The sequence below is a fragment of the Streptomyces panacea genome (assembly GCF_040560175.1).
GTDB lineage: Bacteria > Actinomycetota > Actinomycetes > Streptomycetales > Streptomycetaceae > Streptomyces > Streptomyces panacea.
This window is the reverse complement of the sequence record NZ_JARJHW010000019.1, coordinates 1-23,392: the sequence shown is the minus strand read 5'-3', so window position 1 is coordinate 23,392 and position 23,392 is coordinate 1. Positions and strand designations below refer to the sequence as shown.

Here is a 23,392-nt window from a genome sequence, read left to right as displayed (position 1 = left end):
TCTCCCGCACCCGGAGGGTGCGCAGGGCTGCCGCCCCGGATTCCGGGTCAGCCGGCGGCCGCGGGCGTGAGCGGCGGATCACCGGGGGTCACCAGCCCCGACTCGTAGGCGATGATCACGAGTTGCGCGCGGTCCCGCGCCCGCAGCTTGCCCATGATCCGGCTCACATGCGTCTTGGCGGTCAGCGGGCTGAGCCGCAGCGTCTCCGCGATCTCCGTGTTGGTGAGGCCGCGCGCGACGAGGGCGAGCACCTGCCGTTCGCGCACCGAGAGGCATTCGGGGCCGCCGGCCGTGGCCGCCTCCGGGATCCGGCTGCGGGTGCTCAGTACGCGGGCGATCAGCCGCGCCGTCGGGCCCGGGGACAGCAGGGAGTCGCCGGCCGCCACCGTCCTGATGGCGGTGAGGAGTTCGGCCGGTCTGGTGTCCTTCACGAGGAAGCCGGACGCCCCGGCGCGCAGCGCCTCCACGACGTGGTCGTCGGTGTCGTACGTGGTGAGGACCAGCACCTTGACGCCCGCGAGGTCGTCGTCGGCGGCTACCAGCCGGGTGGCCTCGATGCCGTCCATGCCGGGCATCCGGATGTCCATGACGACGAGGTCGGCGCGGGCGGAGCGGGCCAGTTCGACGGCTTCCAGGCCGGTGCCGGCCTGGCCCACGACCTCCATGTCGGCGGCGGACTCCACCAGCATCGCGAAGGCGGCCCGGACGAGGCGCTGGTCGTCGGCGAGCAGGACGCGGATCATGCGACGGCCTCCCGCCGGTCGGCCGGTTCGGCCGGACCGCCGGCCGCCGGACTGTCGCCCGTCCGCTCCCCGTCGGCCGGCTCCCCCTCCGCCTCCGCCCGTTCACCGTGCTCCCGCAGCGGCAGCACCGCGACCACCCGGAAGCCGTCGTCGTAGGGGCCCGCGTCGAGCGTGCCCCCGACGCTGCGGGCCCGCTCGCGCATGCCGACGATGCCGTAGCCGGGTTCGGCGGGGGGCTTCCTGCCGCCGAGCGCGCCCCCGTTGTCGGTCACAGTGACGTGCAGGGCGCTGTCGCACGTCTCCACCAGCACCCGCACCCGTGGGGCGGGGCCCGCGTGCCGTACGGCGTTGGTGAGCGATTCCTGCACGATCCGGTACGCGGCGGCCTCGGCCACCGGCGGTACGCGTACGCCCTCCGTCCGCACCGTGAGCAGCGTCTCCGCGCCCGCCGTCCGCGCGGCCCCCACCAGACCGGACAGCGCGGCCAGGTCGGGCAGGGCCCCGCCCCAGGTCCCCTCCTCGCCCTCGGCCGTCCCCGCGCGCAACACCTCCAGCGTGGTGCGCAGTTCGGAGCGGGCCTCGCGGCAGGTGTCCGAGATGCCGTCGAGCGCCTGCGTGATCGCGGCCCGGTCCAGCCGGTCCGGGTCGACGGTCAGGACGTGCGACGCGACCGAGGTCTGCACGCCGATGAGCGTGATGCTGTGGGCCAGCAGGTCGTGCAGGTCCCGGGCGATCCGCAGGCGTTCCTCGGCGACGCGCCGGGCGGCCTCCTCCTCGCGGGTCCGTTCGGCGCGTTCGGCGCGTTCCACGACCGCCGCGATGTACTTGCGGTAGACGCGTACGTCCATGCCGATGACGAGGACCGCGATGATCCAGCCGGAGGTGCGGAGCATCTCCACGCCACGGTCGACGTTGACGAAGAACATCACCGTGAGCGTGAGGCCGACGATGCCGACGCCGAGCAGCGCGGCGCGCAGCGGCGGCCCGGTGACGGCGACGGTGTAGAGGGCGACCATCGTGGCCGGGGTGGTCGCGGCGTGCGAGTAGTCCAGGGAGTGGTACGTCGCGACGAGGGCCGCCATCACCAGCAGGACGGCCACCGGGTGGCGCCGCCGCCACACCAGGCACCCGGCGACGGCGGCGAACAGCGCCCAGCCGAGGGCGTCGAGGGATTTCCCGGCGCCGGGCACGGCGAGGCCGAGCAGCATGCCCACCGCGCCGACGACCCCGGTGACGACCAGGTCCGTGCGCAGTTGGTGCGGCGCGTCGAGCGGGTCGCGGTTGAGCACCGCGAAGACGCGTTCGGCGCGCGGTCCTCTGCTGGAGGTCTCTGACACGGGTCCATCCTCTCAAGTCGCGCTCCGACACGGCCCGGTGCGGTACGGCCCCCTCACCCTCGGAGCCGTACCGCATCTCGGACCCACCGCCGCTCAGGCCCCGGTGCCGACCGGCTCCCGCTCGCGCTCGCCGCGCCCCGCCTCCGGCGGCGGCGCGTCCGGCCGCCTGGACAGCGCTCCCGGCCACCAGACCGCGCGGCCGAGCAGCACGCTCGCGCTCGTCACCAGATACGTACGGACCAGGAAGGTGTCCAGCAGGACGCCCACGGCGACGAGGATGCCCATCTCGGCGAGCATCACCAGCGGCAGGCTCGCCAGGACACCGAACGTCGCGGCGAGTACGACACCGGCCGAGGCGATCACCCCGCCCGTGGTGCGCAGCGCGGTCAGCGCGGCGGCCTCGGGCTCGGCCCCCTTCAGCGCCTCCTCCCGCATCCGGTGCATCAGGAAGATGCCGTAGTCGACGCCGAGCGCGACGAGGAAGACGAACGAGAGCAGCGCGAGCCCCGGATCCACCCCGGCGAAGCCCAGCAGCGGCTCGAAGACCAGCCCGCCGATGCCCATCGCCGCGCCCCACACGACCACGACGGCGAACACCAGCATCAGCGGTGCGACGAGGCTGCGCAGCAGGGCCACGAGGATCAGCAGGACGGCGAGGACGACGAGCGGGATGACGTACAGCCGGTCGCTCCTGTTGGTGTCGGCGAGGTCGATCTGCTGTGCGCTGGGCCCGCCGACGTATGTCTCGTCGCCGAGGGTGGACCGCAGCCGTTCGATGGTGGCGGTCTCGCCCGCCGTCTCGGGCGCGTCCTTCGCGAAGACGGCGATCTCGGTCCAGCCGCCGCCGCTGCGGCCCCGTTCGGCTTCGGCGACGCCGGGGACCGTACGGGCGGCGCCGAGCGCCGCGTCGGCCCGGCCGGTCGGCGCCATCACGCTGATGGGCTGGGCGCTCTGCTCCGGGTAGGCGTCGGCCAGGCGTGCCATGGCGGTGACGGACTCGGGCCGGTCGATGAAGCTGTCCTCCTGCTTCACGGCGCCGGGGAGGTTCAGCACGCCGAGGGCGAGGGCGCCGAGCAGCACCAGGCCGGTGCCGAGCACGGCCACCGGTCTGCGGGCGGCCGAGGTGCCCATGGCGGCGAAGAAGGAGCGGCGCCGCTTGGCCTCACCGCCGTAGGTGGGGATCAGCGGCCAGAAGACGCGGCGGCCGAGGAGCACCAGGACGGCGGGGAGCAGCGTGAGCATCGCGATGAGCGCGCACACGACGCCGACGGCGGCGATCGGTCCCATGCCCCTGCTGCTGTTGAGGTCGGCCGCCAGCAGGCACAGCAGACCGGCCGCGACGGTGCCGGAGGAGGCGAGGACGGCGGGGCCGCAGCCGCGCAGCGCGATGCGCATGGCGTCGTACGGGTGGGGTACGCGGCGCAGCTCCTCGCGGTAGCGGGCGACGAGCAGCAGTGCGTAGTCGGTGCCCGCGCCGAAGACGAGCACCGTCATGATCGCCGCGCTCTGGCTGGTCACGACCACGCCGAAGGCCTGCACCAGCCCGTAGACGACCGCCATGGAGCCGACGGCGGCCGCGCCGACGACGAACAGCGGTACGACCCACAGGAACGGGCTGCGGTAGGTGAGGATCAGCAGGACGGCGACGACCAGCACGGTCGCGATCATCAGGGTGCCGTCGATGGACTCGAAGACGGCTTCCATGTCGGACTGGAGCGCGCCGGCCCCGCCCACCTCGATGTCGAGCCCGCCGCTTGCGGCCCCGTCGGTCGTGGCGACGGCCCGTACGTCCTCGACGAAGGCGAGCTGCGCGGCCTCCTTGTCGGCGCCCGGCCCGTCGGGGGCGGCGCTCGCGATCGGGTACATCAGGGCCGTGCCGTCCCGCGACGGGATGCCCTTGGGCGGGGCGGTGAGCTTCTGCTCGGCCGCGATCCGCGCCAGCTGCTCATCGGCGGTCGTCCGGTCGGCGGCGGTGAGCCCGCCGTCGCGGTGGTAGACGACGATCAGGTCGGTCGTCTCACCGCCGGGCAGCTCCTGCCGGACCTTCTCCACATGGGTGGAGTCGGCGCTCGCCGGGAGGTAGTCGACGGCCTCGTCGCGCTGTACGTCGCCGAGCTTCCCGGCGAACATGGCGGCCACGGCGATCACGATCACCCACAGCCCGACCACCGCCCAGGGCAGCGATCGTCCGCGTCTGTTCTCGGACCCCATCGTGGGCCCCCCTTCTGCACAGCCGGTCAGAGTCTGGTCTCAGCCTCGGGCCGGGAAGGGGCCGATTCGTCGCGCGTGAGAGCGAGATGGGGCTTACCGCACCGGGTGACAGGGCCACGCGGCTACTCCCGGGGGAGTACGCGGGCGACGTACACCGGCGAGCGGGCCGGCCGCCGCGACCGGGGCTCAGGAGGAGGGCGTACGGGCCGATTCGAGCAGCCGGGCGGTGTCGTCGGCGCACAGCTGCAACGCGCCGCCGACGGTGGAGAGCACGTCGCGCTCCGCCGCGCTGTAGGGCCCGTCGGCCAGCGCGATCCGCGCTCCCTGGAGCAGGATCGACTCCCGGCCGGCCGCGGCGAGATGCGGGGCCAGCGGCTCCAGCGCCTCGTGCAGCTCGATGGCGAGCGCGGCCCCGCACGGGCCCGGGTCGATCAGGAACCGCCCCGTGTCGGCGGCCAGCGCCTCCACGAGCTCCGTGAGCTGCTCCTCGGTGCAGTCCTCGATCCCGGCCGCCCTGACCGAGGAGACGGCGGTCTCCCGGACCGTACGGGAGGACGTACCGCCCGCGGCGAGGACGGCGAGCGCCACCGTGTGCACGGCGTCGCGGAGCATCGCGGAGAAGCGGACGGTGGTGGGGTGGTCGAGGATGTCGGTGCCGAAGTGTCCGTGGCAGGCGGCGCATTCGATGACTGGACCGGCCTCGCCGCGCGGCACCAGCGGCACTCCGAGCACGGCGAAGCGGCGACGGCCGGTGCGTCGGCGGTAGTTGCGGTCACCTCCGCAGTCGGGGCAGAAGAACTCTCCGTCCCCGATGGTGTTCCACGCGGTGTGAATGCCGCAGATGCGCAGTTTCCTGCCGTTCGATGCCTGGTCTGGCAGCACGTCGCGCACCTCCATAACGCTTCGGCAACTTTGCCGCATTGACGTGATGTTAACCACAGCGACGATGCGGCGTCATTACCTCGGCGTCAGGTCGCCACGACATGGCTGAACCCCGCCCACCGCTTTCGGTGGACGGGGCTCGGGTCCGGGCGGTAAACGCTCAGGTCAGCGCGTTGCGCGGTTGACCGCGGAGACGACGGCCTTCAGTGAGGCGCGCGTGGTGTTGGCGTCAATGCCGATCCCCCACAGCACCTTTCCGTCGATCGCGCACTCGATGTACGAGGCGGCCTGCGCGCTCGCGCCCTCGCTCATGGTGTGCTCCGAGTAGTCCAGCAGCCGGGCATCGACCCCGACGGCGGCCAGCGCGGCGAAGAAGGCCGAAATCGGCCCGTTGCCGGAGCCGGTGAGCACGGTGTCCTGGCCGTCCACGACGGCTTCGACGGTGAGGGTGTCCGTGCCGTCCTTGTCGGTCGTGCTCTGGCCGGACCGCAGCTGGATCCGGCCCCAACGGGTGCCGGCGTCGCCGGAGTTGGGCAGGTACTCGTCCTCGAAGGCCGACCAGATCTCCTTCGGGGTGACCTCGCCGCCCTCGGAGTCCGTCTTCGCCTGGATGATCCGTGAGAACTCGATCTGCATCCGGCGCGGCAGGTCCAGCTTGTGCTCGTTCTTCAGTACGTAGGCGATGCCGCCCTTGCCGGACTGCGAGTTGACCCGGATGACCGCCTCGTACGAACGGCCCACGTCCTTGGGGTCGATCGGCAGGTAGGGCACGGCCCACTCGATCTCGTCGACGGTCGTGCCCCGGGCGGCGGCGTCGGCCTCCATCGCGTCGAAGCCCTTCTTGATGGCGTCCTGGTGGGAGCCGGAGAAGGAGGTGTAGACGAGGTCGCCCGCGTAGGGGTGGCGCGGGTGGATCTCCATCTGGTTGCAGTACTCGCTGGTGCGGCGGATCTCGTCGATCTGCGAGAAGTCGATCTGCGGGTCGACGCCCTGGGAGAACAGGTTCATGCCCAGGGTCACCAGGTCGACGTTGCCGGTGCGCTCGCCCTGGCCGAACAGACAGCCCTCGATCCGGTCGGCCCCGGCCATGATCGCCAGCTCGGCGGCGGCGACGGCGGTGCCGCGGTCGTTGTGCGGGTGCACGGAGAGACACACGTGCTCACGGCGCGACAGGTTCCGCGACATCCACTCGAAGCGGTCGGCGTGCGTGGAGGGGGTGGAGCGCTCGACGGTGGCCGGCAGGTTGAGGATGATCTCGCGGCCCTCCTCGGGCTGCCAGACGTCCATGACGCCCTCGCAGACCTCCAGGGCGAAGTCCAGTTCGGTGTCGGTGAAGATCTCCGGGCTGTACTGGTAGCCGAAGACGGTCTCCGGGCCCAGGATCTTCTCGGCGTACTCGGAGACCAGCCGCGTGCCGTCCACGGCGATCTGCCTGACCTGCTCGCGGGTGCCGCGGAAGACGACGCGGCGGAAGGTGGGGGCGGTGGCGTTGTACAGGTGGACGGTGGCGCGGTGGGCGCCGACGAGCGACTGGACGGTGCGCTCGATCAGCTCCTCGCGCGCCTGCGTCAGGACGGAGATGGTCACGTCCTCGGGGATGGCGCCCTCTTCGATGATCGACCGCACGAAGGCGAAGTCGGTCTCGCCCGACGACGGGAAACCGACCTCGATCTCCTTGTAGCCCATGCGCACCAGCAGGTCGAACATCTCGCGCTTGCGGGCGGGCGACATGGGGTCGATCAGGGCCTGGTTGCCGTCGCGCAGATCGGTGGAGAGCCAGCGGGGCGCCTGGGTGACGCGGTTGTCCGGCCATGTCCTGTCGGGGATGTCCACGGCCTCGTAGCGGCCGTACTTGTGGATCGGCATCCCGGACGGCTTCTGGGTGTGCGTCGCGTTGGTGACCGGGGTGGGACGGCCGACGGCCGACGCGGCTACCGCGGGGTCGGACATGCGCTCGGAAGTGCGCTCAGACATTGCGTTGGGCTCCTCGTGTGTCCGCTGGGACGGCCGACGGGGCGGGAAAACCGCATCACCAGACTCCGCGGGGAGGGGGTCGGCCTACGACTACAGACCCTCGCCGCGGCAGCTAAGGAGAAGCAGCCCGAAACGCATGATGTGCCGCAGCCTAGCGGAGCCGTCCGGTCCGCGGGGTCCCGTATCAGTATGCGGGATCACCGGAGGTACGGGCGAAAAGCCTACGAAACCCCCATTTCGCAGGCGGTCCCGCCCCTCCCGCCCCTCCTAGAAACCGAGCTTGCGCAACTGCTTCGGATCGCGCTGCCAGTCCTTCGCGACCTTGACGTGCAGATCGAGGAAGACCGGCGTGCCCAGCAGCGCCTCGATGTGCTTGCGGGACTTCGTCCCGACCTCCTTGAGCCGCTTGCCCTTGGGGCCGATGATGATCCCCTTCTGGCTCGGCCGCTCGATGTAGACGTTCGCGTGGATGTCCAGCAGCGGCTTGTCCGCCGGCCGGTCCTCGCGCGGCAGCATCTCCTCGACCACGACCGCGATCGAGTGCGGCAGCTCGTCCCGTACGCCTTCGAGCGCGGCCTCACGGATCAGCTCGGCCACCATGACCATCTCGGGCTCGTCGGTGAGATCGCCCTCGGGGTACAGCGGCGGGCTCTCCGGCAGCAGCGGGACCAGCAGGTCGGCGACGAGCTCGACCTGGTCACCGCTGACGGCCGAGACCGGGACGATCTCCGCCCACTCGAAGCCCAGCTCCTGGCTGAGCTGGTCGATCGCGATCAGCTGCTCGGCCAGGACGCGGGAGTCGACGAGGTCGGTCTTGGTGACGAGCGCGACCTTCGGCGTCTTGCGGATCCCGGCGAGCTCCTTGGCGATGAAGCGGTCGCCGGGGCCGAGCTTCTGGTCGGCGGGCACACAGAAACCGATGACGTCGACCTCGGCCCAGGTGGTCCGTACGACGTCGTTCAGCCGCTCGCCGAGCAGCGTGCGCGGCTTGTGGAGACCGGGGGTGTCGACCAGGATCAGCTGCGCCTCGGGCCGGTGCACGATGCCGCGCACCGTGTGGCGCGTGGTCTGCGGCCGGCTCGACGTGATCGCCACCTTCTGGCCGACCAGAGCGTTCGTGAGGGTGGACTTGCCCGCGTTGGGGCGACCGACGAAGCAGGCGAAACCGGCCCGGTGGGGGGCTTCGGACGGTTCGGCGGAAGTCTCGGGAGACGAAGGGGTACGAGCGCTCATGCCGCCCATTCTCCCCGATCGTCCCGCCCCCGCCGACCAGTCGGCCTCCGGGGCCACCGGACGCGGCCCCTCCGGATGCCTCAGCCGGCCGTGACCGTCCGCCGCACGGTCCCGTCGGGAGCGGCCACCAGCACCGGCGTATCGGGCCCGCCGAGATCGCGTACGGCGGCGCGGTCCTCGTCACTCGCCGTCTCGGCCCCGGTGACGACGGCGGCGGCCTCCAGCGAGGTGGCGCCGCTCGCGACGGCCATGGCGACGGCGGTCCGCAGCGCGCTGAGCTTGAGGGAGTCGAGGTCGACGGTCCCGGCGGCATAGGTCCGCCCGGTCTCGTCCCGCACGGCGGCCCCCTCGGGCACCCCGTTACGGGCACGGGCGCTGCGGGCCAATGTGATGATCTTGCGGTCCTCGGGGTCGAGGCCGGTGTTCTGCGTCGTCATGCGCCCGAGCATAGAGAGCCCGGCCGGCCCAGCAGACAGAAGGGATGCCCCGCCGGATCCGCGAAGACGCTCCACCCGGCGGGGTCGACCCGGAGCAACACGGCGCCGAGGCCGAGGACTTGCTCCCGGGCCCGCTCGATGTCCGGGACGTCGAGGTCCAGATGGAACTGCTGCGGATACTCCCCGTCGGGCCACCGCGGCGCCCGGTGGTCCGGCACCCGCTGAAACGCGAACACCAGACCCTCACCGGTGTGCAGGGTGGCGAAGCCGTCGTCCACGGCCCACCGGGGGTCGGGCCGATTGACGGTGCCGCCGAGGAGCGCCTGATAGAACCGCGCGAGTTCCAGCGCGTCCGGGCAGTCCAGCACGACGCATTGCAGTCTGCCGATCACCGGCCGCTCACCCTTCCCGCGCCGAGTACGTCCCCGTCCTCGGCGACCGACGACGCGCACGGGTCGCACAGAACCAGCTGGATCCGCCTGCTCTCACGCGGGGCCCCGCCCGCGCCGCGGCGCTCGAACACCTCGATCGGCGCACCGAGCCGCGCGTACTCGGCGGCCGTCCGTTTCCCGCCCCGCTTCCACGGTCGCGAAAACGCCTGGAAGGCCGGGGACGCGTACTTCTGCTTGCCGGCGAGCGGCTCGTACCCGGCGAACTCCGCGACGACGGCCCGATGGCACGCGCACACCGATCCCCGCCATCCCGGCCCCACATGGACGTCACCCGCCGGATCCCGGAAGTGCCGCCGAACCTGTTCCAGCTCGCCCTGCGGGATCGCCCCGCGCTCAACTGCCATCAGCCACCCCCGAGGCGCGTTCAGGCGTCGAAGTCGTACTCGAGAACATACGCAGCCGAGTCGAGAACCATCTCGTTGATCTCAACCGCACGCCCGTCGCCGGTGAACGCCGTGCGGCAGATCAGCACGACGGGCGTCCCCTCGGACAGCTCCAGCCGCCGGGACTCGTCCTGGGACGGCATGCGCGAGCGGACTTCCTCCCTGAAGTGCACTGGTTCATGGCCGAGTTCACGGAGACGGGCATAGATGCCACCCGGCCCGGTGTCCTCCCGCGTGATGGGGGACCCCGCGACAAGCGCGGCGGGCAAGTAGCTCACCGCCAGCAGCACCGGCTTCCCGTCCAGCACGAAGCGCCGACTCCGTACGCACACGGCGTCACCCGGAGCGAGGTCCAGCACCCGCACGACCCGTTCCGGAGGGTGCTCCTCGGTCACGGCGAGCCGATCGACAACGAGGTCACGGCCCTCGGTATCCGCCTCCCAGATCGACCGCCCGGCGCCCCACCACTCACCGGACAGCCGCGGAATCCCGCGCCGCCGCAGGGGCTGATAAGCCCGTACGAACACGCCGGCTCCCTTGCGCGACTCGGCGAGCCCCTCGCTCCGCAGCACCCCGAGCGCCTGCCGTGCCGTCATACGGGCCACCCCGTGCGCGGCCATGAGCTCGTTCTCGCCCGGCAGCCGCGCTCCGGGACCGTACTCACCGGCCCGGATCGCCTCACGCAGCGCGTCGGCGATGCGCTGATACTTCGGCTGTCCCTCGCTGTTCCTGGTCGCCATGCGTCGACACCTTCCGTCTTCTCTAGACAGCCTAGGCCACACCCGTAACAGCGCATTCGAGCCGGTAGTCCTCTCTAGACATCTCATTGACATCGACCGTGACGCCAGGGTCTACTCAAGATGTCTAGAGAGGTTGCGTGATGCGATGAAGCGTCAGAAATCGCCGTCGAACGCCGGGCAGCAACAATCCGGCCTCGTGCCCTACATCACCCGCTGGAGTGCGGAGCAGGCTCCCGCCCTGCGTGTCGTCGCGAAGAACGGCGGCATCGGCTACGCCGACGAGCGGCCGTACGACCGGGACACGAACGGCGTCCTGTGGACGCGGATCCCCTCCGTCCCAGGCAAGGGCCGGTCCGAGTTCGGCAAGGTGCACGCGGTGCGTCAACGACGCGCCATGGAGGCACTGCTGTGCCAGGTCTGCGCCGGGCCCGCCGACCGGACCGCCGATGGCGTGCTGTGGATGTCGGGTGAGAACCCGGACGAACTCGACGGCTCCGGGTCGGCATCCGATGAACTCATCACCGCCCAACCGCCGCTCTGCTCGCCCTGCGCGGTGAAGTCGGCCCACGCCTGCCCCCACCTCCGGCGGCGGTGCACCGTCCTGCGGGCGCGCGCGTTCGACCTGGTCGGAGTACGAGGGGCCCTCTACCGTCCGGGGTATCCGTCCCCGGTCGCATGGGACGCGATCAGCGTGGCCTTCGACGATCCCCGCATCCGCTGGATCCGCGCCGGACAGGCGCTCGTGCGGCTGCGCGGAATCACCGTCGCCGGCCTCGACGCGCTCCGAGGGAGTGCCGTCGGCACACAGAGCGACCCGCTGTCCTCAAGCCGCTGATCGTGGGCATCGCCTGTTTCACTCGGCCCGGTCACCAACGCAGGACCGGCCCGCCCGTGCCAGGCCCCCTACGGCCGGTCCAGCCGGAGGCGCTCCGTCTTCGGCAGGCCGGCGACCACCGCGTCGTAGCTGTCCTCGATCAACTCGCGCACCGTCCGCGCCGGGAGGCCGGGGACCGTGACCGTGTTCCAGTGGCGCTTGTTGAGGTGCCAGCCGGGGACGATCTCCGGGTGGGCCGCGCGCAGGCGGATCGCCTCGTCCGGGTCGCACTTGAGCGAGACCTTCAATGGCTCGGCGTCCAGGGCGGCGAGCGCGAACACCTTGCCCACCACCTTGAAGACCGAGGTCTCCGGATTGAAGGGGAACTCCTCCGTCGCGGCGTTGAACTCCAGGCAGAACGCCCGCAGTTCGTCCCGCGACAGCGAGCCGTCCGGAGAGGGACTCACCGCTTCGCCGCCGGCTCGGCCGGCTCCGCGAGCACCGTCACGATCTTGTTGCGGCGGCCCGCCGGGGACTCCGCCGTCAGTCGCAGCGTGCGCCCGTCAGGCAGCTCCACCAGGGCGCTGGCACCGGCGATCGGCACCCGGCCGAGCGCCTTCGCGAGCAGGCCGCCCACGGTCTCCACGTCCTCGTCGTCGAACTCGTCGAGCCCGTACAGCTCCCCGAGATCGCCGATGTCGAGCCGGGCCGTGACCCGGTAGGAGTCGGTGCCGGTCTCCTCGACCGGCGGCAGCTCACGGTCGTACTCGTCCGTGATCTCGCCGACGATCTCCTCCAGGATGTCCTCGATCGTCACGATGCCGGCCGTGCCGCCGTACTCGTCGATGACGACGGCGACGTGATTGCGCTCCTGCTGCATCTCCCGCAGCAGATCGCCCGCGTTCTTCGTGTCCGGCACGAACGCCGCCGGGCGCATCGCCGTCGAGACCAGATCGGCCTCGGAGTCACGGTTGATGTGCGTCTTCCTCACGAGGTCCTTGAGGTAGACGATGCCGACGATGTCGTCCTCGTTCTCCCCCGTGACCGGGATCCGGGAGAAGCCGGAGCGCAGCGCCAGCGTCAGGGCCTGGCGGATCGTCTTGTAGCGCTCGATGCAGACCAGGTCCGTACGCGGGACCATGACCTCCCGCACCAGCGTGTCCCCCAGCTCGAAGACCGAGTGCACCATCCGGCGCTCGTCGTCCTCGATCAGCGACTCCTGCTCGGCGAGGTCCACCATCGCCCGCAGCTCGGCCTCGCTCGCGAACGGTCCCTTGCGGAAGCCCTTGCCGGGTGTGAGGGCGTTGCCCAGGAGGATCAGCAGCTGCGGGACGGGCCCCATGATCCGGGCCAGCGGCAGCAGCACGTACGCCGCGACGGTCGCCGTGTTCAGCGGGTGCTGGCGGCCGATGGTGCGCGGTGAGACGCCCACGGCGACGTACGACACCAGGACCATCACACCGATCGCGACGAGCAGCGCGGCCCAGGTGTCGGAGAACTCCTCCAGGCAGACATAGGTGACCAGCACCCCCGCCGCCATCTCGCACGCGACCCGCACCAGCAGCGCCACGTTGAGATACCGCGTCGGGTCGGCGGCGATCTGGGCCAGCTTGTCGGCGCCGCGCCGCCCGGAGCGCTCGGCCTCGGCCGCGCGGAAGGTCGAGACGCGCGCGAGCCCCGCCTCGGCGCAGGCCGCCAGCCAGGCGACCACGACCAGCGCGACCGCCCCGATGATCAGTTGCGTGATCACGAGACGGTCGGCGCGGGAGAGGGACCGGTCAGGCCCTGCTCGGCCCGCCAGCCGTCCACGATGGCCGCCTGGAGGCCGAACATCTCGGCCTTCTCGTCCGGCTCCTCGTGGTCGTACCCGAGGAGGTGCAGCACACCGTGGACGGTGAGGAGCTGAAGCTCCTCGTCCATGGAGTGCTGCGTCGGCGCTTCCTCGCCCTGGGCCTTCGCGACCTCCGGGCAGAGCACGACGTCACCGAGGAGCCCCTGCGGGGGCTCCTCGTCGTCCTTCACCGGCGGACGCAGCTCGTCCATCGGGAAGGACATGACATCGGTCGGACCCGGGAGGTCCATCCACTGCATGTGCAGCTGCTCCATGGCGGCGGAGTCCACCACGATCACCGACAGTTCGGAGAGGGGGTGGATACGCATCCGGGTGAGCGCGTAGCGGGCGGCCCCGAGGATCGCCTGCTCGTCGACCTCGGTGCCTGACTCGTTGTTGACGTCGATCGACATGGTGCGGTGTGACTCTCCCGATTAGTGCCGCTGGGGCCGCGAGGGGCCGGCTCAGCCGTGCGGTCGTCCAGCTGCGAGGTTGTTCGGCTGTGCCGTCGTTCAGCTGTGCGGTTCGTTGCCGTTGCGGCTGTCGTACTGCTCGTAGGCGTCGACGATACGGCCGACGAGCTTGTGCCGTACGACATCCTCGGAGGTGAGCCGGGAGAAGTGCACGTCCTCCACGTCGTGCAGGATGTCCTGGACCTGGCGAAGTCCGCTCTTGGTGCCGCCGGGGAGGTCGACCTGGGTCACGTCGCCCGTGATGACGATCTTCGAGTCGAAGCCGAGCCGCGTCAGGAACATCTTCATCTGCTGCGAGCTGGTGTTCTGCGCCTCGTCGAGGATGATGAACGCGTCGTTCAACGTCCGGCCGCGCATGTACGCCAGCGGCGCCACCTCGATCGTGCCCGCCGCCATCAGGCGCGGGATCGAGTCGGGGTCGAGCATGTCGTGCAGCGCGTCGTAGAGCGGGCGCAGATACGGGTCGATCTTCTCGTACAGCGTGCCGGGCAGGAAGCCGAGCCGCTCCCCCGCCTCCACCGCGGGCCTGGTCAGGATGATCCTGGTGACCTGCTTGGACTGGAGGGCCTGCACGGCCTTGGCCATGGCGAGATACGTCTTGCCGGTACCGGCCGGGCCGATGCCGAAGACGATCGTGTGCTTGTCGATCGCGTCCACGTAACGCTTCTGGTTGAGCGTCTTGGGGCGGATCGTGCGGCCCCGGCTGGAGACGATGTTCTGAGTGAGAACTTCGGCGGGGGTCTCGGGTCCGTCCGCGCCACCGTTCTCGCTCGCCCTGAGCATGGCGATCGAGCGTTCCACTGCGTCCTCCGTCATCGGCTGACCGGTGCGGAGCACCAGCATCATCTCGTCGAACAGGCTCTGGATGAGAGCGACCTCGGCCGCGTCGCCCACGGCGCTGATCTGATTGCCCCGGACATGGATGTCGGCGGCCGGGAACGCCTTCTCGATCACGCGCAACAGCGAGTCACCGGAACCCAGGATCGTCACCATCGGGTGCTTGGCGGGAATGGTGAAGTGGGCTCGCGCCTGACCGGGCGCGGGGGTCGGGACTGTAGGTGTCTGAGTCATGGGCCGGCACTGTGGCCTGCACATACCTCCCGTTGCAGGGTTCTCGCCGCTCGACAACCTCTGGATACCAGCGTACGACTCCGCACTGACAAGCCCGTAGGGCTTTTCCGCGCGCGTTTGCCGGACGTCGACGGCCGTGGTGTCCGGCTTCGGCGTGTACGTCGCCCCGCCGGAGCGCACGGACGTCGTCGGCGCGGGTGCCGACGAGGGCGCCCGAGGTCAGCCGGCGCGCCCGAAGCCGATCGTCGGCACGGCCCTGCGCAGCGGCCACGACCGGCTCGGCGCGGGCAACAGCCCCGCCAGGAAGGCGTATCGGCGCAGCGCCGCCGGATCCTGGTCCGTCGACTCCTGGACGTAGCTCCACCAGGCGGCGACCTCCGCCCAGCCGGGCGCCGACAGCGATCCGCCGAACTCCTGGACCGACAGGGCGGCCGTGAGTCCGGAGAAGGCGAGCCGGTCGGCGAGCGGCCAGCCGGCGAGGGTGCCGGTGACGAATCCGGCGACGAACACGTCGCCCGCGCCCGTCGGATCGAGCGCCTCCACGTCGATGGCCGGCACCTCGGCGGTGGCGCCGCTGGCGCTGTCCACCGCGTACGCCCCCTCCGCGCCCAGGGTCACGACCACCAGCGGCACCAGCTCGGCGAGCGCCCGCGCGGCGGCCCTGGGGCAGTCGGTGCGGGTGTAGCGCATCGCCTCCTCGGCGTTGGGCAGGAACGCCTCGCAGTGCGCCAGGTCGGGAAGTCCGGCCAGGTCCCAGCGGCCGCTGTCGTCCCATCCCACGTCGGCGAAGACCCGCGCCCCGTGCCGGGCGGCCCGGGCGATCCACTCGTCGCTGCGGCCCGGTGTGAGCGCGGCGACGGCGGCACGCGCGCGTGGCGGGCACTCGGGCAGGGCGCCGTCGGGCGGTGGGGCCTCGTGGCCGTGCGAGACCATCGTGCGCTCGCCCTCGTACGCCATGGAGACGGTGACCGGGGAGTGCCAGCCGGGGACCGTACGGGAGCGGGAGAGGTCGATGCCCTCGCCCTGCTCCAGGGCGTCCCAGCAGTACTCGCCGTAGTGGTCGTCGCCGAAGGCGGCCGCGAGCGACGTACGCAGGCCGAGACGGGCCAGCGCGCTGGCCATGTTGGCGATGCCGCCGGGGCTCGAACCCATGCCCCTGGCCCAGGACTCGGTGCCGCGCACGGGGGCGCTGGCGAGGCCGGTGAAGATGATGTCGAGGAAGACCGTGCCGGTCAGGTAGACGTCGCAGTCCGGGTCGTCCGGGGCGCGCAGGGCGCCCAGCGGGTCGACATGGGCGGTGTGCTCCTGCGGCGTTCCTTCACGTGGGGTCACGGTCGCGCTCCCGGATCGGCGTACGGATCCGGACAGTGTGCCCGACCGCACTGACAGTCGGCGTGACGGCAGGCCGTGCGGGCGGGCCGTGCGGGCAGCCGGTGACGGGCCAGGTCGTGGGGGGGCGGGCCGTGGCGCCGCGAGCGGCGAGCCGGGCGCCGTGGGGCCGCGCGCGTCAGCCGGAGCGCTTGGGCAGCGGTACGCGTACGAGGTCGGCCGCGACGGTCAGCTCGCCCTCGTAACCGGCCGCCCTGGCCTGCCGCTCGAACTCCGCCGGGTCCCCGTAGCGCTGCGAGAAGTGCGTCAGTACGAGGTGCCGTACGCCGGCCTCCCTCGCCACCGCGCCCGCCTGACCGGCGGTCAGATGCCCGTGGTCGGCGGCCAGTTGTCCGTCCTCGTCGAGGAAGGTGGACTCGATGACGAGCATGTCGCAGCCGTCGGCCAGCGCGTGCACCCCGTCGCAGAGCCGGGTGTCCATGACGAACGCGAAGCGCTGGCCCCTGCGCTCCTCGCTGACGTCGGCGAGCGTCACCCCGCGCAGTTCGCCGTCCCGCTGGAGGCGCCCCACGTCGGGCCCCCTGATGCCGTGCGCGGCGAGGCGTTCCGGGAGCATCCGCCGACCGTCGGGCTCGGTGATCCGGTAGCCGTAGGACTCGACGGGATGCGAGAGCTTGTGGGCGCGCAGGGTGTACGAGTCGGTCCGGGCGAGCACGCCGTCGGTGTCGACGGGCGCCTCGGTGATGCCGACGGTCTCGCGGTACGCCGTGGCGTACCGCAGCCTCCTGAAGAAGTGCTGTCCGCTCGCCGGGTAGTGCGCGGTGACCTCGTGCGGTACGCGGTCCAGGTTGATGCGCTGGATCACCCCGGCGAGGCCGAGCGAGTGGTCGCCGTGGAAGTGCGTGACGCAGATCCGGTTGATGTCGTACGCGGCGACGGAGGCGCGCGCCATCTGGCGCTGGGTGCCGTCTCCCGGGTCGAAGAGGATGCCCTCGCCGTCCCAGCGCAGCAGATAGCCGTTGTGGTTGCGGTGTCGGGTGGGGACCTGGCTGGCGGTGCCCAGGACGACGAGCTCTCGTACGGACAAGGTGTCGGCCGCCTACCCGGGGGGCCAGTTGAAGCCGCGTCCGCCCAGGACGTGCGCGTGTGCGTGGAAGACGGTCTGGCCGGCGCCGCTGCCGGTGTTGAAGACGATCCGGTAGCCGCTGCCCGCGGTCTTGTCCTCGGCGGCGACCTCGGCGGACTCGCGCAGGATGTCGGCGGCGATCCGCGGCTCGGCGGCGGCGAGCGAGGCCGCGTCCGGGTAGTGGACCTTGGGGATCACCAGGACATGCGTGGGAGCCTGCGGGTTTATGTCCCTGAAGGCCACGGTGGTGTCCGTCTCGCGTACGACGGTGGCGGGCACCTCCCCGGCGACGATCTTGCAGAACAGGCAGTCGGCCTGTCGTTCTCCCGCCATGGTCCGGGTCTCCTCATCGGTCGGCCGGTCGCCCCTGGTCACTTCCGTACGGAAACACGCTTCCGTAGAAGGCATGTTATCCGCCCGCCGGTCACCCGCGATCAGGACCAGCGGCCCGTGCGGCCCAGCAGCAGCGCGGCGGCGGCCGTGCCGGCGGTGGAGGTGCGCAGGACGGTGCGGCCGAGCCGGTACGGCGTGGCCCCGGCGTCCGCGAACAGCGCCAGCTCGTCCGGGGAGACGCCGCCCTCGGGGCCGACGACGAGCACGATGCTTCCGGCGGCGGGGAGTTCGGCGGTGGCCAGCGGTTCGCTGCCTTCCTCGTGCAGGACGGCGGCGAAGTCGGCCGCCGCCAGCAGCGCCGCGACCTCTTTGGAGGACATCGCCGCCGCGACCTCGGGGAAGCGGAGCCTGCGGGACTGCTTGCCCGCCTCGCGGGCGGTGGCGCGCCATTTCGCCAGGGCCTTGGCGCCCCGTTCGTCCTTCCACCGGGTGACGCAGCGCGCGGCCTGCCAGGGCACGATCGCGTCGACGCCGGTCTCGGTCATCGTCTCGACGGACACCTCGCCCCGGTCGCCCTTGGGCAGCGCCTGTACGACGGTGATACGGGGCGTGGGCTCGGCCTCCGTACGAACGCCGGTGACCGCCACGTCCAGCCGGTCCTTGCCGTGGACGGCGGCGACCGTCCCGTGGGCGCCGGTGCCCGCGCCGTCGGTGAGGACGACCTCCTCCCCCACGCGCAGCCTCCTTACGGAGACGGCGTGGCGGCCCTCGGGGCCGTCGAGCGTGACGGTGCCCGGCCGGAGGGTCTCGGCGGTGTCGACGACGAAGACAGGTGCGGTCATGAGGTGTTTCCCAGGGTCGACGAGGCGCGGGCCGCTTCGAGTTCGCCGACGAGGACGTCGACGAGCTGTCCGGCGGGCAGATCTCGGGCCATCCGGTGGCCCTGACCGGCCCACAGAGCCATGCCCTGGGGGTCGCCGGCCTTGGCGGCGGCCTTGCGCAGTCCGGCGGTGAGGTGGTGCACCTCCGGGTACGCGGGCGGGGCGTAGGGGCCGTGTTCGCGCATGAAGCGGTTGACGAGACCGCGCGCGGGTCGGCCGGAGAAGGCGCGGGTGAGTTCGGTGCGCGTGAACAGCGGGTCGGTCATAGCGTGCTTGTGGAGGGCGTGGGCGCCGGACTCCGGGCAGACGAGGAAGGCGGTGCCGAACTGAGCGGCGTCGGCGCCCGCGGCAAGGACGGCGGCGATCTGGGCGCCGCGCATGAGCCCGCCGGCCGCGATGATCGGCAGCCGTACGGAGTCCCGTACCTGCGTGACGAGCGACAGCAGCCCGATGCCCGCGCCGTCGGTGGCGGGGTCGTCGCGGTGCGTGCCCTGGTGGCCGCCGGCCTCGACGCCCTGGACGCAGACGACGTCGGCGCCGGACCACTCGGCGGTCTGGGCCTCCTCGGGCGTGGTCACCGTGACGACGGTGAGCGTGCCGACCCGGGTGAAGGCGTCGAGGGTGGTGGGCGTGGGGCAGCCGAAGGTGAACGACACGACCGGGACGGGATCGTCGAGCAGTATCGCGAGCTTGGCCTCGTACCCGTCGTCACCGCCCGCGTCGGGGTCGCCGAGCGGGGTCCCGTACCAGCCCGCCTCGCCGGCGAGCTGTTCGCCGTACACCTCCACGGCGGCGTGGTCGTCGTGGTGCGGCTGCGGCATGAACAGATTGATCCCGAACGCGCCGGCGCTGAGCCCCCGGAGCTGTTTGACCTCCTGGTACATCCCGTCGGCGGTCTTGTACCCGGCGGCGAGGAAGCCGAGCCCTCCGGCGTCACCGACGGCCGCGACCAGCTGCGGGCAGGACGCGCCGCCGGCCATGGGAGCCTGCACGATCGGATACCGGCAGATGTCGGTCAACACGGAGGACATGCACGCATGGTGCCATGTCGCCCGTGGAGTGTCGGTGCCGGTTCGTCGTCGGGCGCCGGACGGGCTGGAAACAGCCCCTCCGGCGCCCGAGGACGGTGCGCGTCAACGGCCGTTGAACGCGTCCTTCAGCCTTGAGAAAAGCCCCTGTTGACCCGGTTGAAACTGGCCGGTGGGCCGTTCCTCGCCCCTGAGCTTCGCCAGCTCTCGCAGCAACCGCTCCTGCTCCGGGTCGAGTTTCGACGGGGTCATGACCTCCACGTGGACGATCAGGTCGCCCCGGCCACCGCCCCGCAGATGCGTGATGCCGCGGCCGTGCAGCGGGATCGACTGGCCCGACTGGGTGCCCGGCCGGACGTCGATGTCCTCGACCCCGTCCAGCGTCTCCAGCGGACACTGCGTGCCCAGCGACGCCGCCGTCATCGGGATGGTCACCGTGCAGTGCAGATCGTCGCCGCGGCGCTGGAACACCGCGTGCGGCAACTCGTGGATCTCGACGTACAGGTCGCCCGCCGGGCCGCCACCGGGCCCGACCTCGCCCTCACCGGAGAGCTGGATGCGGGTGCCGTTGTCGACGCCCGCCGGGATCTTGACCGTGAGCGTGCGGCGCGACCGGATGCGGCCGTCGCCGGCGCACTCGGGGCAGGGGGTCGGCACGACCGTACCGAAGCCCTGGCACTGCGGGCACGGCCGCGATGTCATGACCTGGCCCAGGAAGGACCGTGTGACCTGCGAGACCTCGCCACGACCGCGGCACATGTCGCAGGTCTGCGCGGAGGTGCCGGGTGCGGCGCCCTCGCCCGAGCAGGTCGTACAGACGACCGCCGTGTCGACCTGGATGTCCTTGGTGGTGCCGAAGGCCGCCTCGTTGAGGTCGATCTCCAGCCGGATCATCGCGTCCTGGCCGCGCCGCGTGCGCGACCTCGGCCCACGCTGCTGCGACGTCCCGAAGAACGCGTCCATGATGTCGGAGAAGTTGCCGAAGCCACCGGCCCCGAAACCGCCCGCGCCACCGCCCGCCTGTGAGAGCGGGTCACCGCCGAGGTCGTAGACCTGCTTCTTCTGCGGGTCCGACAACACCTCGTACGCGGCGTTGATCTCCTTGAAGCGCTCCTGCGTCTTGGGATCGGGATTGACATCCGGGTGCAGCTCGCGGGCGAGCCTGCGGAATGCCTTCTTGATCTCGTCCTGTGATGCGTCGCGGCGTACGCCGAGTACGGCGTAGTAGTCCGTGGCCACTTACGACTCCGCCAGGATCTGTCCGACGTAACGTGCCACTGCGCGTACCGCTCCCATCGTTCCGGGGTAGTCCATGCGGGTCGGTCCGACCACGCCGAGTTTGGCGACTGCCTCGTCGCCCGAACCGTAGCCGACCGCGACGACGGACGTGGAGTTGAGTCCCTCGTGGGCGTTCTCGTGCCCGATTCGTACGGTGATGCCCGAGTCCTCGGCCTCGCCGAGCAGCCTGAGGAGCACGACCTGCTCCTCAAGCGCCTCCAGCACCGGCCGGATCGTCAGGGGGAAGTCGTGCCCGAAGCGCGTCAGATTGGCGGTGCCGCCGATCATCAGCCGCTCCTCGGTCTCCTCGACCAGCGTCTCCAGCAGCGTCGCCAGGACCGTGGTCACCGTCCCCCGGTCCTCCATGTCGAAGGATTCGGGCAACTCCTGCACCAGCAGCGGCACATCGGAGAACCTGCGCCCCACGACCCTGGCGTTGAGCCGGGCCCGCAGATCCGCCAGCGACGTGTCGCCGAACGGCACCGGACAGTCGATCATGCGCTGCTCGACCCGGCCGGTGTCGGTGATCAGGACGAGCATCAGCCGCGCGGGGGCCAGCGAGAGCAGTTCCACATGCCGCACCGTGGAACGGGTCAGCGAGGGGTACTGCACGACCGCGACCTGCCGGGTCAGCTGCGCGAGCAGCCGCACCGTACGGCCCACCACGTCGTCCAGGTCGACGGCGCTGTCGAGGAAGTTCTGGATGGCCCTGCGCTCCGGCGCCGACAGGGGCTTGACGCCCGCCAGCCGGTCGACGAAGAGCCGGTAGCCCTTGTCCGTCGGAATGCGCCCCGCACTGGTGTGGGGCTGGGCGATGAAGCCCTCGTCCTCCAGGACCGCCATGTCGTTACGGACAGTGGCCGGGGAGACACCGAGCTTGTGCCGCTCGGTCAACGCCTTGGAGCCGACGGGCTCCTCGGTGCCGACATAGTCCTGGACGATGGCGCGCAACACCTCAAGCCTGCGTTCGCTCAGCATCGCGCACACCTCCAGCTCTGGGTCCTCGGATCCGGCTTGGCACTCGATGCGTAGGAGTGCCAGCATTCCCCGGCCCAGTGTACGGCCGTCAGGTACGCCCCTAGCAAGGCCGACCGGTCACGCTACCGCGCGGGACCGCCCGCTCCACCGATAGCGTCGCCGTATGGACGTCCGTTGGGAAGAGCACGGCTGGGAACCGATCGCCCCGGGAGTCGGCAGGCGGCGACTGCCTGGCTGGGATGCGACGGTCGGGCTGGTCGTGGGCGAGGACGCGGTCCTTCTGTACGACACGGGCTCGACGCTCCGCGAGGGCGCGGAGATCCGCGCGCAGGCGCAGGCGCTGTGCGGCGGCAGGCGGGTCACGCACATCGCGCTCAGTCACGCCCACTTCGACCATGTCCTGGGCACGGCGGCCTTCTCGGGCGTACGGGTCTACGGCGCGGTCGGCCTGGCGGAGCTACTGCTCCGCGACCGCGAGGGCCTGCGCGACTCGGCGGTACGGCACGGGGTGTCCGCCTCCGACGCCGCCGAGGCGGTCGACCTGCTGGTCGTACCGCAGCACCCGGTGTCCGGCGAGTGGACGCTCGATCTCGGCGGGCGACAGGTACTTCTCGCCAATGTCGGCCCCGGGCACTCCGGGCACGATCTGGCGCTGCTCGTCCCCGGCGAGCGGGAGGTCGTCTTCTGCGGCGACCTGGTCGAGGAGTCGGGCGAACCGCAGGCGGGCGACGACGCGATCCCTTCGCGCTGGTCGGCCGCGCTGGACCGGCTGCTGGCGCTGGGCGGGGAGGACGCGGTGTACGTTCCCGGCCACGGCGCGGCCGTCGACGCGGCGTTCGTACGGGCGCAGCGGGGGGCGCTGGCAGCGCGTTTCGGCACGGCGTGACGCGGGGTCCCGTTATCGTCTGCGGATGCGCAGTTACAGCCCCGATCTGACCCCGCCCTGGAAGCGTTCGAAGCCGGTGCCCGAGGTGCCCGCCGAACCGGATCTGGTGGTCGAGGAGGTGTCGACGGGCTTCTGCGGCGCGGTGATCCGCTGTGAGAAGACGGCCGAGGGCCCGACGGTCACCCTGGAGGACCGCTTCGGCAAGCACCGGGTGTTCCCGCTGGTGGAACGTGGATTCATGCTCGAAGGCCGGGTGGTGACCCTGGTCCGGCCCACCGCCGGCGGCCCGGTCCGGCCCACCCGCACGGCCTCCGGCTCGGTCGCCGTCCCGGGCGCGCGGGCGCGCGTGGCCCGTGCGGGACGCATCTACGTCGAGGGGCGGCACGACGCGGAACTGGTCGAACGGGTCTGGGGCGACGACCTGCGCGTCGAGGGCGTGGTCGTGGAGTACCTGGAGGGCATCGACGACCTCCCGGCGATCGTCGCGGACTTCGCCCCGGCACCGGACGCGCGCCTCGGCGTCCTGGTCGACCACCTGGTGCGCGGCTCCAAGGAGTCCCGCCTCGCGGAGCAGGTGACCGGGCACGACGTCCTGATCGTGGGCCACCCGTACATCGACGTCTGGGAAGCGGTGAAGCCGTCGTCGGTGGGCATCCCGGCGTGGCCGACGGTCCCGCGCGGCCAGGACTGGAAGACGGGGGTGTGCCGCGCCCTGGGCTGGCCGGAAAACACCGGTGCGGCGTGGCAGCGGATCCTGTCCTCGGTGCGGTCCTACCGGGACCTGGAGCCGGCGCTGCTGGGGCGGGTGGAGGAGCTGATCGACTTCGTCACGGAGCCGGTGCCGGACTGACCGGGGTCCGCGCGGCGCGCCTGCGGTTCGGTGGTCGGTTTTGTCCTCAAGCGCCGGACGGGCTGGGTGGTTGCGGTGGTGTCCGGGTGCGGTGGTGTCCGGGTGCGGTCGTGGTCGGGGTG

The 23,392-nt window shown here is 71.5% G+C and carries 24 protein-coding genes; 3 read left to right on the top strand and 21 right to left on the bottom strand.

The window, feature by feature from the left end; genetic code table 11:
* Positions 1 to 47: 47 nt before the first annotated feature.
* The 10 genes from P3L51_RS07360 to P3L51_RS07315 form a co-directional block, all read right to left on the bottom strand.
* The gene (locus P3L51_RS07360; protein WP_354604260.1) at positions 48 to 743 is read right to left on the bottom strand and encodes a response regulator transcription factor; all 696 of its coding nucleotides are present in this window, start codon (positions 741 to 743) and stop codon (positions 48 to 50) included.
* Positions 740 to 2,080 (bottom strand): sensor histidine kinase, encoded by a 1,341-nt coding sequence (locus P3L51_RS07355; protein ID WP_354604259.1) that lies wholly within the window; start codon positions 2,078 to 2,080, stop codon positions 740 to 742. Before P3L51_RS07355 ends, P3L51_RS07360 begins: the two co-directional genes overlap by 4 nt.
* Before the next feature lie 93 nt (positions 2,081 to 2,173).
* The gene (locus P3L51_RS07350) at positions 2,174 to 4,291 is read right to left on the bottom strand and encodes an MMPL family transporter (protein ID WP_354604258.1); all 2,118 of its coding nucleotides are present in this window, start codon (positions 4,289 to 4,291) and stop codon (positions 2,174 to 2,176) included.
* Positions 4,292 to 4,477: 186 nt separating this feature from the next.
* Positions 4,478 to 5,173, bottom strand: coding sequence for a tellurite resistance TerB family protein (locus tag P3L51_RS07345; protein ID WP_354604257.1), 696 nt, complete (start codon positions 5,171 to 5,173; stop codon positions 4,478 to 4,480).
* Positions 5,174 to 5,338: 165 nt separating this feature from the next.
* Positions 5,339 to 7,147: a 2-isopropylmalate synthase gene (gene leuA / locus P3L51_RS07340; RefSeq protein ID WP_354604256.1), complete on the bottom strand. Its 1,809-nt coding sequence runs from the start codon at positions 7,145 to 7,147 to the stop codon at positions 5,339 to 5,341.
* A 267-nt stretch (positions 7,148 to 7,414) separates the two neighbouring features.
* A complete protein-coding gene (gene era / locus P3L51_RS07335) occupies positions 7,415 to 8,389 on the bottom strand; it encodes a GTPase Era (protein WP_354604255.1) in 975 nt (324 codons plus the stop codon).
* A 71-nt stretch (positions 8,390 to 8,460) separates the two neighbouring features.
* Positions 8,461 to 8,817, bottom strand: a complete 357-nt coding sequence (locus P3L51_RS07330) for a cytidine deaminase-like protein (protein WP_354604254.1) — start codon at positions 8,815 to 8,817, stop codon at positions 8,461 to 8,463.
* On the bottom strand, positions 8,814 to 9,209 hold the full coding sequence (locus tag P3L51_RS07325; RefSeq protein WP_354604253.1) for a VOC family protein: 396 nt from the start codon (positions 9,207 to 9,209) through the stop codon (positions 8,814 to 8,816). Before P3L51_RS07325 ends, P3L51_RS07330 begins: the two co-directional genes overlap by 4 nt.
* Complete coding sequence (locus tag P3L51_RS07320) at positions 9,206 to 9,613, bottom strand: hypothetical protein (protein WP_354604252.1); 408 nt, start codon at positions 9,611 to 9,613, stop codon at positions 9,206 to 9,208. Before P3L51_RS07320 ends, P3L51_RS07325 begins: the two co-directional genes overlap by 4 nt.
* Positions 9,614 to 9,633: 20 nt before the next feature.
* Entirely contained in the window at positions 9,634 to 10,392 is a 759-nt protein-coding gene (locus P3L51_RS07315) for a GntR family transcriptional regulator (protein WP_354604251.1), read from the bottom strand.
* A 145-nt stretch (positions 10,393 to 10,537) separates the two neighbouring features.
* On the opposite strand from P3L51_RS07315, the gene P3L51_RS07310 reads away from it, so the two are divergent.
* Positions 10,538 to 11,227 carry a hypothetical protein gene (locus P3L51_RS07310; RefSeq protein ID WP_354604250.1) on the top strand — a complete coding sequence of 230 codons (690 nt, stop codon included), beginning with the start codon at positions 10,538 to 10,540 and terminating at the stop codon, positions 11,225 to 11,227.
* Positions 11,228 to 11,295: 68 nt separating this feature from the next.
* On the opposite strand, the gene P3L51_RS07305 is transcribed toward P3L51_RS07310, so the two are convergent.
* The 11 genes from P3L51_RS07305 to hrcA all read right to left on the bottom strand — a co-directional run bounded on the left by P3L51_RS07305 (position 11,296) and on the right by hrcA (position 21,534).
* A complete protein-coding gene (locus P3L51_RS07305) occupies positions 11,296 to 11,649 on the bottom strand; it encodes an MmcQ/YjbR family DNA-binding protein (protein ID WP_354604297.1) in 354 nt (117 codons plus the stop codon).
* Positions 11,650 to 11,669: 20 nt separating this feature from the next.
* Positions 11,670 to 12,956 carry a hemolysin family protein gene (locus P3L51_RS07300; protein ID WP_354604249.1) on the bottom strand — a complete coding sequence of 429 codons (1,287 nt, stop codon included), beginning with the start codon at positions 12,954 to 12,956 and terminating at the stop codon, positions 11,670 to 11,672.
* Positions 12,953 to 13,450 (bottom strand): rRNA maturation RNase YbeY, encoded by a 498-nt coding sequence (gene ybeY / locus P3L51_RS07295; protein WP_354604248.1) that lies wholly within the window; start codon positions 13,448 to 13,450, stop codon positions 12,953 to 12,955. Before ybeY ends, P3L51_RS07300 begins: the two co-directional genes overlap by 4 nt.
* Before the next feature lie 99 nt (positions 13,451 to 13,549).
* The gene (locus tag P3L51_RS07290) at positions 13,550 to 14,581 is read right to left on the bottom strand and encodes a PhoH family protein (RefSeq protein ID WP_354604247.1); all 1,032 of its coding nucleotides are present in this window, start codon (positions 14,579 to 14,581) and stop codon (positions 13,550 to 13,552) included.
* A gap of 219 nt (positions 14,582 to 14,800) precedes the next feature.
* Positions 14,801 to 15,913, bottom strand: coding sequence for a carbohydrate kinase family protein (locus P3L51_RS07285; RefSeq protein ID WP_354604246.1), 1,113 nt, complete (start codon positions 15,911 to 15,913; stop codon positions 14,801 to 14,803).
* A 175-nt stretch (positions 15,914 to 16,088) separates the two neighbouring features.
* A complete protein-coding gene (locus tag P3L51_RS07280; RefSeq protein ID WP_354604245.1) occupies positions 16,089 to 16,997 on the bottom strand; it encodes a ribonuclease Z in 909 nt (302 codons plus the stop codon).
* A 12-nt stretch (positions 16,998 to 17,009) separates the two neighbouring features.
* Positions 17,010 to 17,369 (bottom strand): histidine triad nucleotide-binding protein, encoded by a 360-nt coding sequence (locus P3L51_RS07275; RefSeq protein ID WP_354604244.1) that lies wholly within the window; start codon positions 17,367 to 17,369, stop codon positions 17,010 to 17,012.
* Between the two features lie 101 nt (positions 17,370 to 17,470).
* On the bottom strand, positions 17,471 to 18,211 hold the full coding sequence (locus tag P3L51_RS07270) for a 16S rRNA (uracil(1498)-N(3))-methyltransferase (RefSeq protein ID WP_354604243.1): 741 nt from the start codon (positions 18,209 to 18,211) through the stop codon (positions 17,471 to 17,473).
* On the bottom strand, positions 18,208 to 19,281 hold the full coding sequence (locus P3L51_RS07265) for a nitronate monooxygenase (protein ID WP_354604242.1): 1,074 nt from the start codon (positions 19,279 to 19,281) through the stop codon (positions 18,208 to 18,210). The genes P3L51_RS07270 and P3L51_RS07265 overlap by 4 nt, the downstream gene beginning before the upstream one ends.
* A 102-nt stretch (positions 19,282 to 19,383) precedes the next feature.
* Positions 19,384 to 20,517 (bottom strand): molecular chaperone DnaJ, encoded by a 1,134-nt coding sequence (dnaJ, locus tag P3L51_RS07260; RefSeq protein WP_189108274.1) that lies wholly within the window; start codon positions 20,515 to 20,517, stop codon positions 19,384 to 19,386.
* Positions 20,518 to 21,534 carry a heat-inducible transcriptional repressor HrcA gene (gene hrcA, locus P3L51_RS07255; RefSeq protein ID WP_354604296.1) on the bottom strand — a complete coding sequence of 339 codons (1,017 nt, stop codon included), beginning with the start codon at positions 21,532 to 21,534 and terminating at the stop codon, positions 20,518 to 20,520.
* A 163-nt stretch (positions 21,535 to 21,697) separates the two neighbouring features.
* Between hrcA and P3L51_RS07250 the strand changes: the two genes are divergently transcribed.
* Both P3L51_RS07250 and P3L51_RS07245 read left to right on the top strand, forming a co-directional pair.
* The gene (locus tag P3L51_RS07250; protein ID WP_354604241.1) at positions 21,698 to 22,420 is read left to right on the top strand and encodes an MBL fold metallo-hydrolase; all 723 of its coding nucleotides are present in this window, start codon (positions 21,698 to 21,700) and stop codon (positions 22,418 to 22,420) included.
* A 25-nt stretch (positions 22,421 to 22,445) separates the two neighbouring features.
* Positions 22,446 to 23,270: a DUF3097 domain-containing protein gene (locus tag P3L51_RS07245; RefSeq protein WP_354604240.1), complete on the top strand. Its 825-nt coding sequence runs from the start codon at positions 22,446 to 22,448 to the stop codon at positions 23,268 to 23,270.
* Positions 23,271 to 23,392 lie beyond the last annotated feature (122 nt).